The sequence below is a fragment of the Kitasatospora sp. NPDC096147 genome (genome assembly GCF_044763225.1).
GTDB lineage: Bacteria > Actinomycetota > Actinomycetes > Streptomycetales > Streptomycetaceae > Kitasatospora.
Genome location: NZ_JBIWFX010000010.1, coordinates 92,948 through 107,413, shown reverse-complemented (window position 1 = coordinate 107,413; position 14,466 = coordinate 92,948). Strand labels below are relative to the sequence as shown.

At 74.6% G+C, this 14,466-nt stretch carries 14 protein-coding genes; 11 read left to right on the top strand and 3 right to left on the bottom strand.

Going from position 1 to position 14,466, the window contains the following annotated elements; all coding sequences use genetic code 11:
• The first annotated feature begins 32 nt into the window (after window positions 1–32).
• A complete protein-coding gene (locus ACIRBX_RS27605) occupies window positions 33–1,172 on the top strand; it encodes a M48 family metallopeptidase (RefSeq protein ID WP_402300788.1) in 1,140 nt (379 codons plus the stop codon).
• A gap of 244 nt (window positions 1,173–1,416) precedes the next feature.
• On the opposite strand, the gene ACIRBX_RS27600 is transcribed toward ACIRBX_RS27605, so the two are convergent.
• Window positions 1,417–1,722, bottom strand: coding sequence for a hypothetical protein (locus tag ACIRBX_RS27600; RefSeq protein WP_402300560.1), 306 nt, complete (start codon window positions 1,720–1,722; stop codon window positions 1,417–1,419).
• Window positions 1,723–1,921: 199 nt separating this feature from the next.
• Here ACIRBX_RS27600 and ACIRBX_RS27595 point away from each other — a divergent pair, with 199 nt between their 5' ends.
• The 4 genes from ACIRBX_RS27595 to ACIRBX_RS27580 all read left to right on the top strand — a co-directional run bounded on the left by ACIRBX_RS27595 (window position 1,922) and on the right by ACIRBX_RS27580 (window position 5,530).
• Window positions 1,922–2,440, top strand: coding sequence for a hypothetical protein (locus ACIRBX_RS27595; protein WP_402300558.1), 519 nt, complete (start codon window positions 1,922–1,924; stop codon window positions 2,438–2,440).
• 41 nt (window positions 2,441–2,481) lie between these two features.
• Window positions 2,482–3,312, top strand: a complete 831-nt coding sequence (gene nadE / locus ACIRBX_RS27590; RefSeq protein WP_402300556.1) for an ammonia-dependent NAD(+) synthetase — start codon at window positions 2,482–2,484, stop codon at window positions 3,310–3,312.
• Window positions 3,313–3,398: 86 nt separating this feature from the next.
• Window positions 3,399–4,787, top strand: coding sequence for a VWA domain-containing protein (locus tag ACIRBX_RS27585; RefSeq protein ID WP_402300555.1), 1,389 nt, complete (start codon window positions 3,399–3,401; stop codon window positions 4,785–4,787).
• A 92-nt stretch (window positions 4,788–4,879) separates the two neighbouring features.
• Window positions 4,880–5,530, top strand: coding sequence for a hypothetical protein (locus ACIRBX_RS27580; protein ID WP_402300553.1), 651 nt, complete (start codon window positions 4,880–4,882; stop codon window positions 5,528–5,530).
• Between the two features lie 32 nt (window positions 5,531–5,562).
• Here the strand turns inward: ACIRBX_RS27580 and cobC are convergent, their stop codons facing one another.
• The gene (cobC, locus tag ACIRBX_RS27575) at window positions 5,563–7,248 is read right to left on the bottom strand and encodes an Rv2231c family pyridoxal phosphate-dependent protein CobC (RefSeq protein WP_402300551.1); all 1,686 of its coding nucleotides are present in this window, start codon (window positions 7,246–7,248) and stop codon (window positions 5,563–5,565) included.
• A 67-nt stretch (window positions 7,249–7,315) separates the two neighbouring features.
• Window positions 7,316–7,792 carry an OsmC family protein gene (locus ACIRBX_RS27570; RefSeq protein WP_402300549.1) on the bottom strand — a complete coding sequence of 159 codons (477 nt, stop codon included), beginning with the start codon at window positions 7,790–7,792 and terminating at the stop codon, window positions 7,316–7,318.
• Between the two features lie 276 nt (window positions 7,793–8,068).
• On the opposite strand from ACIRBX_RS27570, the gene ACIRBX_RS27565 reads away from it, so the two are divergent.
• From ACIRBX_RS27565 to ACIRBX_RS27540, 6 genes are all read left to right on the top strand, one after another.
• Entirely contained in the window at window positions 8,069–10,843 is a 2,775-nt protein-coding gene (locus tag ACIRBX_RS27565; RefSeq protein WP_402300547.1) for a nitrate- and nitrite sensing domain-containing protein, read from the top strand.
• A complete protein-coding gene (locus tag ACIRBX_RS27560; protein ID WP_402300546.1) occupies window positions 10,840–11,280 on the top strand; it encodes a roadblock/LC7 domain-containing protein in 441 nt (146 codons plus the stop codon). Before ACIRBX_RS27565 ends, ACIRBX_RS27560 begins: the two co-directional genes overlap by 4 nt.
• Window positions 11,281–11,342: 62 nt before the next feature.
• On the top strand, window positions 11,343–11,699 hold the full coding sequence (locus tag ACIRBX_RS27555; protein WP_402300785.1) for a DUF742 domain-containing protein: 357 nt from the start codon (window positions 11,343–11,345) through the stop codon (window positions 11,697–11,699).
• Window position 11,700: 1 nt separating this feature from the next.
• Window positions 11,701–12,264 (top strand): GTP-binding protein, encoded by a 564-nt coding sequence (locus ACIRBX_RS27550; RefSeq protein WP_402300544.1) that lies wholly within the window; start codon window positions 11,701–11,703, stop codon window positions 12,262–12,264.
• 44 nt (window positions 12,265–12,308) lie between these two features.
• Complete coding sequence (locus tag ACIRBX_RS27545) at window positions 12,309–13,442, top strand: FAD-dependent monooxygenase (RefSeq protein ID WP_402300542.1); 1,134 nt, start codon at window positions 12,309–12,311, stop codon at window positions 13,440–13,442.
• 69 nt (window positions 13,443–13,511) lie between these two features.
• Window positions 13,512–14,057, top strand: coding sequence for a GNAT family N-acetyltransferase (locus ACIRBX_RS27540; protein WP_402300541.1), 546 nt, complete (start codon window positions 13,512–13,514; stop codon window positions 14,055–14,057).
• The last annotated feature ends 409 nt before the right edge of the window (window positions 14,058–14,466 follow it).

The window sequence follows — 14,466 nt, the reverse complement described above, 5'->3', positions numbered from 1 at the left end:
GAGGGGAGGGCGGGCCTGCGGCCGTTCCTGCCATCCTTGCGGGCATGGACGACTTCACCCCCGACCAGCTCGCGCGCGGCCGGGCGCTGCGCCGGGCCCAACTGCCCTGGGCGCTCGGCTCCCGCGCGGTCGGCCTGCTGCTCCCGCTCGCCCTCGGCCTGACCCCGGCCGGGGCCGGGCTGGTCTCCTGGGCCGGCGGGCTGTTCGGCGGCTCGCGGACGGCCGAGGTGCTGGCCGGAGTGGCCGTGCTGGTGCTGCTCGGGCAACTGGCCGGGCTGCCGTTCGGGGCCCGGCTGCGGGAGATCCGGCGCGGATACGGGCTGGTCACCCAGGGCTGGGGCGGCTGGGCGGTGGACCAGCTGCGCGGACTGGCCCTCAGCCTGCTGCTCGGACTGCCGCTCGGTTACGGGCTGTACGTGCTCACCGACCGCTCCCCGGACGGCTGGTGGCTGCCCGCGGCCGGGCTGGCGGCGGTCCTGGTGGTGCTGCTGTCGTTCCTCTTCCCGCTGGTGGTGGAGCCGTTGTTCAATCGGTTCACGCCGCTGTCGGAGGGTGAACTCCGCACCGCGCTCCTGGACTTGGCCCGGCGGGACGGCATCCGGGTGCGCGAGGTGCTGGTCGCCGACGCCTCCCGGCGGACCACCGCGCTGAACGCCTACGTCTCCGGCTTCGGCGCCACCCGGCGGATCGTCTGCTACGACACCCTGCTCACCACCGCCGACCCGCGCGAGACCGAGCTGGTGGTCGCCCACGAGCTCGGCCATGTGAAGCACCGGGACGTGCTCACCGGCACCGTGCTGGGCGCCCTCGGCACCGCGCTGGCGGTCGCCGTGCTCGGCCTGCTGGCCTGTTGGCCGCCGCTGCTCTCGGCGGCCGGGGCCTCCTCGGCGGCCGACCCGCGCTCGCTCTTCCTGCTGGCCGCCCTGGGCGCCCTGCTCTCCACGGCGGCCGGGCCGGTGCAGTGCGCCGCCAGTCGCCGGATCGAGCGCAGGGCCGACCGGCACGCGCTCGAACTCACCGGCGACCCGGAGCAGTTCATCGCCATGCAGCGCCGCCTCGCGGTGACCAACGTGGCCGACGTGGACCCGCCGCGCTGGGTGGTGCTGCTGTTCGCCACCCACCCCACCACCGCCGCCCGGATTGCCGCCGCCCGGTCCTGGGCGGCGGCGTAGGGGCGCTCTCCCCGTCCGGGGCGGTCCCCTGCCCTGGACAGGGCGGGCCGGGCCGGGCCGGGCGAAGGACAGGCCGGGGCGGCGGAGAAGGTGCGCGAGCCGGGCGGTCGCCGCCGGAGCGTGCCGTCGCCCGGCCCGGTCGAGCCGCCGGCGTCCATCGACGACGCCCACCCGCGCGGTGGAGGCCCGTGGTGGTCGCCGCCGGTCCCCGACCGAGGGGAGCGTCCGCCGGGGACGCCCCGGGTCAGCGCAGGTCCACCGAGCGGATCGGGGTGGCGTTCAGCAGCGAGGCCAACTGGCCGTCGCCCTCAGAGATGGCGTGCGCGGTGCAGTTGGCCAAGGCCCGGCCGCCCGGCAGGTCCTGGGCCAGGAATCCGGCCATCGCCAGGCCCTGCTGGGTGCCCAGCTTGCCGACCTCCTCGCAGGAGGTGTCCAGCGCGGTCTGCAGCGCCTCCCCGCCGTGCGGACCGGCGGCCTCCGCGGCGGTGGGGGCGAAGGCCAGCGCGGCCAGGGTGGCGGCGGTCACAGCGGTCGCGGCCTTACGGATCATCAGAGGTACCTCTCGGGAACGGATCGCGGTCGCCCCCGATCATCCTGCCCGCCGACCCCCGGTACCCCCGAAGTCCGGTCCTCCGGGCCGGACTTCGCCGTCAGGGGTGACGGGGTCTCACCCGTACGGGCGATCCCCGGCCGCCCCGGCCGACCGCTCCGCTTGACCGGTCGGCCCTCCGCAATGACGATTCCGACCCATGGACGAACGGACTCCACTGCTGCTGCTCGACGTGGACGGCCCGCTCAGCCCGTACACCGCCGACCCCGCCCGGCTGCCCGAGGGCTACCGTCCGTACTCCGTACGCCCGGCCGCCGCCCGGTTGCCCCGGACGGTGCACCTGCACCCGGCGCACGGCCCCGCGCTGCTCGCGCTGCCGTACCGGCCGGTCTGGTGCAGCAGTTGGGGTGAGGAGGCGAACCGGTGGATCTCGCCGCTGCTCGGGCTGCCCCCGCTCCCGTGGGTGGACTGGCCGTCGGCGCACGGCGGTGATCCGGACGGGTTGCACTGGAAGACCCGCCGACTGGTCGCGTGGGCGGCCGGGCAGCCGTTCGCCTGGGTGGACGACGAGCTGGAGCCGCAGGACGCCGAATGGATCGCCGCGCACCACCCCGGGCCCGCGCTGACGGTACGGGTGGACCACCGGTACGGGCTCACCGGGGCGCACCTCGGGCTGCTCGCGGAGTGGGCCGGAGAGCTGCGCGGCGGGGCTGAGTAGGGTGGACGGGACAGAGTGTCGGGACAGCAGTAGGAGCAGACGTGAGTGAGCCGGCCGCCAGTGCCCTCCAGCAGGAGATCGCCCGGGACCTCGAAGTGGCCGAGGTGTTCGAGGCCGAGGCGGAGATCGAGCGGCGGGTGGCCTTCCTGGCCGAGCGGCTGACCTCCACCGGGCTGCGGTCGCTGGTGCTGGGCATCAGCGGCGGGGTGGACTCGACCACGGCCGGCCGGCTCTGCCAGCTCGCGGTGGAGCGGGCTCGGGCGGCCGGGCACCAGGCGGTCTTCCACGCCATGCGGCTGCCGTACGGCGTGCAGGCGGACGAGAAGGACGCCCAGCTGGCGCTCTCCTTCATCCGGGCCGACGAGGTGCTCACGGTGGACGTGAAGCCCGCCAGCGACGCCATGCTGGCCGCCGTGCTGGCCTCCGGCACCGGCTTCCGGGACGAGCACCACCAGGACTTCCTGCTGGGCAACGTGAAGGCCCGTCAGCGCATGATCGCCCAGTACGCGGTGGCCGGCGCGCACGACGGCCTCGTCGTCGGCACCGACCACGCGGCCGAGGCGGTCTCCGGCTTCTTCACCAAGTTCGGCGACGGCGCGGCCGACCTGGTGCCGCTGACCGGCCTGACCAAGCGCCGGGTGCGCGCCGTCGCGGACGCCCTCGGGGCCCCGGCCGAGCTGGTGTGGAAGGTGCCCACCGCCGACCTGGAGAACCTCGCCCCGGGCAAGGCCGACGAGGACGCGCTCGGCGTCACCTACGACGAGATCGACGACTTCCTGGAGGGCAAGCCGGTCGCCGCCGCCTCCTTCGAGAAGATCGTCAACCGCTACCGGCTGACCGACCACAAGCGGAAGCTCCCGATCGCCCCCTGAAGATCCGTGCACGTCAGGTCCCTTGACGGGTCGTCCGTCCGCCCGTGACCCTGTTGACCTTCGCCACGACACGGGGGACGACGCACATGCCGGTCAACAGCCTCGCCAAGGGTGCCAACGCCACGCTCACCGGCCCGGAGGTGACCGTCACGGTCGCCCCGGGCACGGTGGCCGTGGACGTCTCGGCCCTCCTGGTGGACGAGCAGGGCAAGGTCAGGACCGACGAGGACCTGGTCTTCTTCAACAACCCCCGCCGCGACGGGGTGAGCCTGGCGGGGGCCGCGATCACCGCCTCGCTCACCGCCCTGCCGGCCGACGTGGCCTCCGTGGTGGTGGTCGCCAGCGTGGACGTCGACCTGCCCGGCACCACCTTCCGGCCGGAGAGCACGCCGTCGGTGCTGATCCGGGACGGTGCGGCCGAGTTGGAGTTCGTGCCGCCGGGGATGGAGGACGGCGAGACGATCCTGGTGCTGGCCGAGCTGTACCGGCGCGGCACGCTCTGGAAGGCCCGTGCGGTCGGCCAGGGCTACGCGGGCGGGCTGGCCGCGCTGGCCACCGACTACGGCGTGAGCGTCGCCGAGGAGCCGACTCCCGGGCCTCCCGCGTACACCCCGCCCGCTGCCGCGCCCACCCACCCGGCTGCGCCCGCGTACGGCGCACCCGCACCTGCTGCTGCGCCCGCGTACCCGGCCGCGCCTACGTACCCGGCTCCGCCCGCGTACACCGCCCCGCCCGCGTACGCGGCTCCGCCCACCGGTCCGGCCCCCGTGCCCGGCGCCGCGATGAGCTTCGAGAAGGTCGCGGCCGTCGCACCGGCACTGCTGACGAAGTACCAGAGCGCCGGGGCCTCCCTGCACAAGCGCGGGCTGACCGGCCAGCGGGCCGCCGTCTACCTGGTGCTGGACTACTCCGGCAGCATGAGCAGCTTCTACGACCGCGGTGACGTCCAGGTCTTCGCGGAGCAGGTGCTCGGTCTGGCGGCCAACCTGGACGACGACGGCACCGTCCCGCTGGTGCTGTTCTCCCACAAGATCGCCAAGACAACGGAGCTCGAACTGGCCGGTCACCAGGGCCAGATCGACCGGGTCCGGCAGGGCGTCTCGATGGGCGGCACCTCCTACGCCCCGGCGATCAAGGAGGTGGCGAAGCTGCACGAGCGCCGGGCCCCCGGCACCCCGGCCCTGGTGATCTTCCAGACCGACGGCGACCCCTCGGACGGCGGCGCGACCCGCAAGGCGCTGAAGACGGCCTCCAAGCAGCCGCTGTTCTGGAAGTTCGTCGGCTTCGGCCGCCGCGAACAGCTGGGCTTCCTGGCCCGGTTGGACGACCTGGACGGCCGCACGGTCGACAACGCCGACTTCTTCGCGGCCGGTGACGACCCGCGCGCCTGGCAGGAAGGCGCGCTCTACGACGCCCTGTTGGAGGAGTACCCGCGCTGGCTGGCCGAGGCCCGGACGCTGGGGATCGTGCGCTGAAAGGGAGTTGAGTAGGAGTACTCAGGACGGGCGGCCGACCGGTGCGGCAGAGTCGGGTACGACCCTTGCCGCACCGCGAACCGGAGCCCGCCGTGAGACGCCCCGTCCTGCCCGCCCTCGCCGTCGCCGCCCTGCTGCTCACCACGGCCGCCTGCGGCAGCCGCCCGGCCCCGGGCACCGGCGGCACCGCCGCACCGGCCCCGGCGCAGAGCCAGGCTCCGTCCTCGCCGTCGGCCTCGCCATCCGCCTCCGCGGCGGCCCAGGACGCCGCCGCGCAGCGGCTGAAGGACGCGGTGGCCGCGCACGACGCGAAGTTCCCCGAGGTGGCCCGGCGCTGCGCCGCCGCGGCCGACACCGTCCCCGCGCCGAAGGCCTCGGGGACCATGGGCGGTGGTCCGGCGGAGAACCCCAAGTACGCCGAGAACCACGCCTTCAAGTCGACCGTGCCGCTGACCGAGAAGGCCCGCTGCCGGGGCGAGGGCCACGCGGCCCGGCTGGCCGCGGCGGCACTGCCGAAGGACGGGGCGGCAGCCGGGGCGGCCTCGGTGCTGGCCACCCTGGACTCGCTCGGGTACCCGAAGGAGAACGTCGAGCTGCGGGTCGACACCGCCCCGGGGCTGGCGGCGGTCCTGGTGCCCGGGGTCGGGCCGTGCGTGACGGTCCGGTTCGGACCGAAGCCGACCACCGAGGTGCACGGGGTGTACCAGGAGGGCGGCTGCGTCGAGCCCCGGGGCGGCCACTGACCGTCCGACCCGGGGAGGTCGCTGATGCTCCGTCAGGGCAGGAGTGCCGCCAGCGCGGCCAGGAAGGCGTCGGTGGTCGCCTCGTCCCGGACCGCGATCCGCAGCCAGTCCGGTCCGAGGCCCGGGAAGGTGTCACCCCGGCGGACCGCGAAGCCGGCCGCCCGCAGGCGCTCGCGCAGCGCGGCGGCGCCGGGCGTGTGCACCAGGACGAAGGAGGCGGCCGGCTCGCCGTGCACCGTGACGGCCGGGAGCTCCGCCAGCCGGGCCAGCAAGTGGGCGCGCCGGACCGCGAGGGTGTGGGCGGCGGCGTCCGCCTCGGCCAGGGCGGCCGGGGTGCTGCACGCCTCGGCGGCGGCCAGCGCGGGGGTGGAGACCGGCCAGAGCGGTTGGGCGGCGGCCAGCCGGGCGATCAGCGGGGCCGGGCCGAGCACGTAGCCGATCCGCAGCCCGGCCAGGCCCCAGGTCTTGGTCAGGCTGCGCAGCACCACCACCTCGCCGGGCAGGTCGTGCGGGCCGGCCAGGCTCTCGCGCTCGCCCGGCACGGTGTCGACGAACGCCTCGTCCACCACCAGGGTCCGGCCGGGGCGGGCCAGGGCGGCCAGGGTGGCGGCGGGGTGCAGCACGGAGGTGGGGTTGGTCGGGTTGCCGACCACCACCAGGTCCGCCTCTTCGGGGACCGCGCCGGGCGCCAGCCGGAAGCCGTCGGCGGGGGAGAGCAGCACCCGGTGGACGGGGTGCCCGGCGTCCCGCAGGGCCGCCTCCGGCTCGGTGAACTGCGGGTGCACCACCACGGCGTGACGGGGCGCCAGCACCCTCGCCAGCAGCACGAAGGCCTCGGCCGCCCCGGAGGTCAGCAGCACCTCCCCGACCGGCCGCCCGTGCCGCGCGGCGACGGCGGCCCTGGCCCGGCTCCCCTCGGGGTACGCGGCCAACTCGCCCAGCGTCGCCGCCAGGTGCGCCCGCAGCCACTCGGGCGGGGTCCCGGTCCGGACGTTCACCGCCAGGTCGACCAGCCCGGCGGCCCGCACCTCGGCGTCCCCGTGGTGCCGCAGGTCCGGCTCGACCGCACCGCTCTCGCCGTCCGCGCCGTCTGCGACGGCCACCGTGGCGCGGGGCGACCGGCGCTTGGCGGAGAGCAGGCGGGCACCCGGGCCTGCGGCCGGCAGCGCGGCGTCCCCGTGGTGCCGCAGGTCCGCGTCGGCCGCACTGCTCTCGCGGTCCGCGCGACCCGCCCCGCTCTCGCTGTCCGTCCGGTCCGTGCGGCTCTTGCCGCGCACCCCGCTCTCGCCGTCCGTCCGGTCCGCGCCGCTCCTGCCGCGCACCCCGCTCTCGCCGTCCGCGCCGTCTGCGACGGCCACCGTGGCGCGGGGCGACCGGCGCTTGGCGGAGAGCAGGCGGGCACCTGGGCCGGCGGCCAGCAGCGCGGCGGCCTCGGCCACGCTGGGGGTGCCGGTCGCGGCGGCCACCGCCTCGGAGGGGTGCGGCACCGGGACGGCGGCCAGCGCGGCGGCGGGGTAGCCGGTCAGCGGGACGGACAGGACCTCGGCGGCGGCTCGCAGACCGGCCTCGGTGGTCTTCGCGCTGACGGTGGCCAGCCCGGCGACGTCCGCGCGCTCCCGGCCGAGCGCGGCGAGGGCGGTGTCGATCAGGGCCAGCACCTCGGTGCCGTCCACCCCGCTGCTGCCGCCGACACCGATGACCAGGGAGGGCTGCTGCACGGGGGTTGCTCCGGACTCCTGACGACCAATGAACCGCCGAAATCCCACCACGCCCGGCCGGAACCGGTCAATCGACCGTGGCGACCGTCACCTCGGGCCGGTGGTGCACCGGGAAGTTGACCGAGTTGGCGATGAAGCAGGCCTTGTTGGCGTCGGCGTGCAGGGCGATCGCCCGCTCCACCATGTCCGGCTCGGTCACCACCACCCGGGGCCGCAGCTCCGCCTCGGTGAACCGGCCGTCCCCGGCCCCCTCGACCATGGTGCCGACCGGCTCGTCCACGTAGGCGGTCACCACCACCTTGTTCACCGCGCACAGGTGCAGGTAGGAGAGCAGGTGGCACTGGGAGAGCGCGGCCAGCAGCAGCTGCTCCGGGTTCCACCGGGCCGGGTCGCCCCGGAACAGCGGGTCGGAGCTGCCGACGATGGTCGGCAGGCCCTCGGCCGCCACCTCGTGGGAGCGCTCGTAGGCGCGGTAGTTCGCCGTGCCGGCGCCGGTGTTCCCGGTCCAGGTGACGGCGAGGGTGTAGGTGTGCTGACGGCTCATCGACGACTCCGGGGGTTGGGACGGAGGGTGGGCGGGGGCACTCCGGGGTGACCGTTCGGGCACCCGAACTCTGGCAGACCGACCGCCCCGCCGCCGAGGTCTGGACCACCGGAGGGCGGTCGGTGCATCAGTTCGGCTCTGTGGAACGGCAGTTCAGAGGGGGTGTGACGGTCGGTGGTTCATCGGATCGCCATGGTGGTTTCACCCACCGATATGCGGTACGACTAATATCCATCCGTCAGAGTCCTGTCAGATTCGACCAGTTGCGTACGACTGGTGTCATATCCGAAGGAGCATGCCCTGCGCACGCGCGCGTCCAGACGGATCATCACGGGCCGGCTGTCGCTCCGCGCGACCCTGCTCGTGCTGGCGGTCATCCCCGGTATGGCGCTGGCCGCCCTGTGGGCCGTCAGCAGCGGACAGCTCCTCTTCGACTTCCAGCGCCAGGCCGCCCAGGGCCTGCTCGCGCAGGAGGCCGGCCAGCCGTCCAACATCGTGTACTACAACCTCCAGGAGGAGCGGCGCCTGAGCGCCGACGTCCTGGCCACCCACAGCGGGGTCAGTGAGGCGCTGCGCGCCCAGCGGGCCAAGACCGACCAGGCGATCGCCGACTTCCAGAAGCTCTCCGGGGTCTCCGCCGACGACGCCCCGGTCGAGGTCCGGGAGGCCGTCCGGCAGGCCCGCCAGGCGATCAACCAACTGCCCGCCCAGCGGGCCCTGGTGGACAGCGGCAGCGAGCAGCAGCAGGCGGTGGTCTACGGCTACTACACCGACCTGATCGCGGTGGACCTCAAGCTGTTCTCCGCGCTCAGCCACGTGGACAACGGCCGGATCACCACCATCTCCCAGCCGCTGGTGGACCTGTTCTGGGCCAAGGAGATGATCTCCCGCTCGGACGCCCTGCTGGCCCGGGGCTGGCCGAGCGGCTCGCTCGCCCCCGACGACCACCTCCAGCTGCGGCAGGCCATCGCCGAGCAGACCTTCCAGTTCAACACCCAGGTCGCGCCCTACCTGCCGGCCGACGAGGTCGTGATGTGGCAGAAGATCGCCACCGGCCAGGCGTGGCAGGGCAAGGCCAGGGCCGAGCAGGACCTGCTGAAGCCGGTCGCCCCCGGCCGGGACGGCCGGATCCCGCTCGGCACCGACAAGGACGCCTGGCGCCAGTCGGTCGACGCCCTCACCCCGCAGCTGGTCGCGTTGCTGGAGCACCACACCGGGCTGGTGGTCGAGGAGGGCAAGGGCAGCATCATGAGCCTCGGCCTGCGGCTGCTGCTCACCACAGTGATCGGCCTGTTCGCGGTGGTCGTGGTCGCGGTCACCAGCTGGCGGCTCACCCGCAACCTGCGCCGCCGGATCGGCTGGCTCCAGGAACGCGCCGTGGAGCTGGAGAACGACCTGCCCGCCGTGGTCGAGCGGCTCGGCAACGGCGAGCAGATCGACCCCGAGGAGCAGGCCAGGGCGATCGAGCCCGACCCGTGGGCCCGTACCGAGGACGAGCTGGCCCAGCTGGGCCAGGCCTTCAACCTGGCCCGGGCCAGCGCCATCCAGGCCGCCGTCGCCCAGGCCGACCAGCACCGGGGCTTCGAGCGGCTGCTCCAGCGGATCGCCCGCCGCACCCAGCTGCTGATCGGTCAGCAGCTGAAGAAGCTGGACGAGTTGGAGCGCCGGCACGAGGACCCGGAGATCCTGGAGGGCCTCTTCGACCTGGACCACCTCACCGCCCGCCTGCGCCGGTACGAGGAGAACCTGGTGATCCTGGCCGGCGGCACCCCGCACCGGCGCTGGCGCAAGCCCGTCCCGCTGCTGGACGTGATGCGCGCCGCCCAGGGTGAGGTGCAGGACTACCGCCGGGTGGTCATCGACCTGGACGGCAGCCCGTGGCTCTCCGAGCGCGCGGTCGGCCCGGTAGCCCACGTGCTGGCCGAGCTGATCGAGAACGCGCTCTCCTTCTCCCGTCCGCCGAACCCGGTGGAGCTGCGGGCCGGCAAGGTCAGCCGGGGCGTGGCGATCGAGGTCGAGGACCGCGGCCTCGGCATGGACGAGGAACAGATCGACGAGGCCAACCGCCTGATGACCCGTCCGCCCCGGACCGACGTGCTGGCCCGTGGCGACGACATCCGGCTCGGCTTCTACGTGGTGGCCCGGCTCGCCGACCAGCACGGCCTGCGGATCGAGTTCCGGCAGTCCGCCTTCGGCGGCACCCGGGTCGTGGTGCTGGTCCCGGACGAGCTGATCGTCCCGGACCCGACGCTCCGTCCGGTCGCCCCCGCACCGCAGCAGGGCAGCGGCCTGCCGACCCGCTCGCGCGGCCAGGCGCTGGCCGGGGTGACCGCCATCGGCACCGCCGCCGGGGCGCCCGGTGCCCCGCCCGTGCCCTCCGAGGAGGCCCCGTACGTGCCCTACGAGGATCCGTACCCCTCCATCGAACCGCTCCCGCAGCACGGCGGCCCTGCCGAGGCCCACCCGGAGGAGCCGCTGACGGTCCGTCACGACCGGCCGTTCCCGGCACTGCCGGCGCCGTACGCGGCCGAGCAGCACCCGGCCGAGCAGCCCCGGTGGCCCGAGGCCCACCAGCCGGATCCGTACCAGCCCCACCAGGCCGAGCCGTACCAGCCGGCCGCCCACCAGCCGTACCGGCCCGAGCAGCCCTACGGGGCGGAGCAGCCGTACCGGCCCGAGCAGCCGTACCAGCCGGAGCAGCCGTACCGGCCGGAGCCGCCGCGCACCGAACCGGTGGCCGCCGACGCCTGGGCCGGCCTCCCGCCCGCCCCGGCCCTCCCCGCCCTGCCGGGCGCGGAGCCGCCGCTGCCGCGCCGGATCCGCCAGGCCAGCCTGGTGGACGAGCTGCGGATCGACCCGGACGGCCCGCCGGCCGCCCCCGCGCCGCCCCGTTGGGACGAGAACCCGCTGTTCCGACCGGCCCCCCGACGGGCCGGAGCAGCGATCGGTGCCTTCCAGCGGCGCTCCAGGGAGGCGCGCTCCGGCGACACCCCGGTGGAGCCGGACACCTGGAACCCCACCTCCAACCCGACGAGAGAAGACCGGTCATGACGACGCGTACAACCGCCACCCACCAGGACCTCGACTGGCTGCTGGACGGCCTGGTGGACCAGGTGGCCGGGACGAGGCACGCCGTCCTGCTCTCCGACGACGGCCTGGTGGTCAGTCACGCCCGCACCATCGACCGCTCCGACGCCGAGCGGCTGGCGGCCATCGCCACCGGACAGCAGAGCCTGGCCCGGGGTGTCGGCCAGCTGTTCGCCGGCGGTCCGGTGCACCAGGTGATCGTGGAGCTGGCCGAGCTCTGGCTGTTCGTCATCGCGGCCGGCCAGGGCACCCACCTGGCCGTGGTCGCCTCCCAGGAGGTGGACGCCGAGGTGATGTCGCTGGCCATGCACAACCTGGTGCAGCAGGTCGGCCAGAAGCTCAGCACCCCGCAGCGCGGTGACTTCGACGCGTTCGCCGCCCGGGGCGGGCAGCGCGGGTGAGCCCGGAGGACTGGGACGCGCCGGACTGGGACGAGGAGGACGGCGCGGACGGCGCGGACAGCATGGTGCGCCCGTACACCATCACGGCCGGCCGCACCGCGCCCGAGCGGGACGACCTGACCCTGATCACCCTGCTCACCAGCGTGCCGGAGTCCGCCGAGGCCCGCGGCGGCTCCGGCCGGCCCGGCCGGCTCCAGCCGGAGCACCGGCTGATCCTGGCCCGCTGCCGGCGGCCCGCCGCGGTGGCCGAGGTCGCCGCCGACCTGAACCTGCCGGTCTCGGTGACCAAGATCCTGCTCGGCGACCTGGTCGAGCAGGGCCTGCTGACCGCCCGCGCCCCGATCTCGGTGGCGCGGGCCGCCGGGGGCGCCGATCGCGGCCTGCTGGCCGCCGTACGCGAGGGACTGAGGAGGCTCTGAGATGACCACCACCCAGGCGGGTGCCAACGCCGTCAAGATCCTGATCGCCGGCGGCTTCGGCGTCGGCAAGACCACCATGGTGGGCGCGGTCAGCGAGGTCGCCCCGCTGCGCACCGAGGAGTACCTGACCACCGCCAGCGTCGGCGTGGACGACCTGGCCGGGGTCGACCAGAAGGACACCACCACCGTCGCGCTGGACTTCGGCCGGATCACCGTCAGCCCCGAGCTGGTGGTCTACCTGTTCGGCACCCCGGGCCAGGAACGCTTCTGGTTCATGTGGAACGACCTGGTGAACGGCGCGCTCGGCGGCGTGGTGATCGCCGACACCCGCCGACTGGAGACCAGCTTCGCCTCGATCGACTTCTTCGAGAGCCGGGGCATCCCCTTCGTGGTGGCGATCAACTGCTTCCACGGCGTCAACACCCGTACCCCCGACGAGATCCGGGCCGCACTCGACCTCGACCGGCACGTCCCGATGCTGGTCGGCGACATCCGCGAGCGGCCGTTCGGCCGGGACGTGCTGCTCGCCCTGGTCGACCACCTGATGGCCCTCCCGGTCGGCTGACCGACCCCTTCCCCCAGCCCCCGAACTTCCCCCGGAGACACCCCATGGCACAACCCCTGCGCGTCCTGGTCCACGGCGGCGGCATCGGCGGCCTGAGCCTCGCGATCGCCCTGGCCCGGCGCGGCCACACCGTCGAGGTCGCCGAGCTGCGCGACCGCCTCGACGCCCTCGGTGTCGGCATCATCCAGCCCTCCAACGCACTGCACGTGATGCGCGAACTCGGCGTGCTGGACGACTGCCTGAAGGCCGGCTTCGAGTGGGAGGTGCTGACCATCTGCGACCCGGCCGGCGCCACCCTGGCGAAGATCCCGCAGCCCCGGATGGACGACGCCCCGGCCAACAACGGCATACCCCGCCCGGCGCTCGCCGAGGTGCTCGGCCGGGCCGCCGCCGAGGCCGGCGCGGTGGTCCGCTTCTCCACCACCATCGCCGCCCTCACCGACGACGGCGACGGCGTGGACGTCACCCTCTCCGACGGCAGCGCCGGCCGCTTCGACCTGGTGGTCGGCTTCGACGGCATCGGCTCCCCGCTGCGCACCCGCCTCTACGGCGACCGCCACCGCCCCGAGTACACCGGCTTCGCCAACTGGCGGGTCACCGTGCCCCGGCAGCCCGAGGTGCAGGGTGTGGTGATGAGCACCGGGAACCAGGCGGCCAAGGCGCTGCTCACCCCGATCACCGGCGAACTGATGTACCTGGGAGCCGTGTTCGCCGAGGCCGAGGACTTCCGCCCGGACCCGGAGCGGGCCCACGAGCAGCTCGCCGAGCGGCTCTCCGGCTTCGCCGGCCCGGTCGCCGAGGCGCTCACCCACGTCACCGACCCGGCCGCCGTGGTCTACTCGCGGATCTCCCAGGTGACGGTGGAGGAGCCCTGGCACGTCGGCCGGGTGGTGCTGGCCGGCGACGCCGCGCACGCCTCCACCCCGCACCTGGCCCAGGGCGCCGCGATGGCCGTCGAGGACGCCCTGGTGCTCGCCCAGGAGCTGGACGCCGCCGAGTCGGTGCCCGCCGCCCTGGCCGCCTGGGAGGCCCGCCGCCGGCCGCGTGCGATGTTCGTCCAGTCGCTGTCGCGGGCGGTGCTCAAGCAGGAGACCGGCACCCCCACCACGCCGGAGGAGGACGAGCTCCTCAAGATCGGCATCCCGGGCGCCGCGCACGTGCTGGTGAAGCCCTACTGATCCGCCGTCAGGGGGCTGTCGGGCGGATAACCGCTGGACAGCCCCCTGGTGCTGGGCGACCATCCGTGCGTGACAGAACGATCGGAACCCTGGTATTCCGCCCCCGACGCCCCGCTCCAGGTCAGCCTGGTGAAGGTGCCCCGCCCCGTGATGGGCCTGCTGATGGCAGGTGACCTGCCCGGCGCCGTGGCCGAGTCGGGGCTGCCGCTGGCCGAGTACGCCGCGAGCGAGATGATGCGGGGCACCTGGCGGCGCCGCTACCACCAGATCGCCGACGACCCCACCAGTGCCGACTGGGTGACCCGCACGGTGCTCTCGGGCGACGTCCCGATCGGCGCGGCCGGCTTCCACGGCCCGCCGGACGAACGCGGCATGGTCGAGGTCGGCTACGGCGTCGACCCGGCCCACCGCCGCCGGGGCTACGCCAAGGCGATCCTGGCCGCGATGATCCGGCAGGCCGAGGCCGAGCCCTCGGTCACCGTCGTCCGCGCCACCATCAGCCCCGACAACGAGGCCTCCCTGGCCACCGTCGCCGCCTTCGGCTTCGTCCACGTCGGCGAACAGTGGGACGACGAGGACGGCCTGGAGCTCATCTACGAACTCCCGCTCGCCTGACGTCTGACGCTCCGCGCCGGGGCTGCCCGCAGGGCAGTCAGGGGCGCGGGGAACTGCGCGAAGGGGAACGCAACGACCGTGTGCCGGGTGCGGACACTCACGTGCAAGTGAATCCCCGTACCCGGCAGGCGGGTTGGTGCTTGCCGCCCGGCGCCTCGGGCTGCTCGCAGGGCAGTCAGGGGCGCGGGGAACTGCGCGAAGGGGAACGCAACGACCGTGTGCCGGGGACGGACGCTCACGTGCAAGTGAATCCCCGTACCCGGCAGGCGGGTTGGTGCTTGCCGCTCGGCGCCGGGGCTGCCTGCAGGGCGGTCAGGGGCGCGGGGAACTGCGCGAAGGGGAACGCAACGACCGTGTGCCGGGGACGGACGCTCACGTGCAAGTGAATCCCCGTACCCGGCAGGCGGGA

Coding starts and splice junctions, on each gene's coding strand:
- ACIRBX_RS27600 (WP_402300560.1), bottom strand. CDS start 1,722: ATGATCCGTAAGGCCGCGACCGCTGTGACCGCCGCCACCCTGGCCGCG.
- ACIRBX_RS27595 (WP_402300558.1), top strand. CDS start 1,922: ATGGACGAACGGACTCCACTGCTGCTGCTCGACGTGGACGGCCCGCTC.
- ACIRBX_RS27585 (WP_402300555.1), top strand. CDS start 3,399: ATGCCGGTCAACAGCCTCGCCAAGGGTGCCAACGCCACGCTCACCGGC.
- ACIRBX_RS27570 (WP_402300549.1), bottom strand. CDS start 7,792: ATGAGCCGTCAGCACACCTACACCCTCGCCGTCACCTGGACCGGGAAC.
- ACIRBX_RS27560 (WP_402300546.1), top strand. CDS start 10,840: ATGACGACGCGTACAACCGCCACCCACCAGGACCTCGACTGGCTGCTG.
- ACIRBX_RS27555 (WP_402300785.1), top strand. CDS start 11,343: ATGGTGCGCCCGTACACCATCACGGCCGGCCGCACCGCGCCCGAGCGG.
- ACIRBX_RS27550 (WP_402300544.1), top strand. CDS start 11,701: ATGACCACCACCCAGGCGGGTGCCAACGCCGTCAAGATCCTGATCGCC.
- ACIRBX_RS27545 (WP_402300542.1), top strand. CDS start 12,309: ATGGCACAACCCCTGCGCGTCCTGGTCCACGGCGGCGGCATCGGCGGC.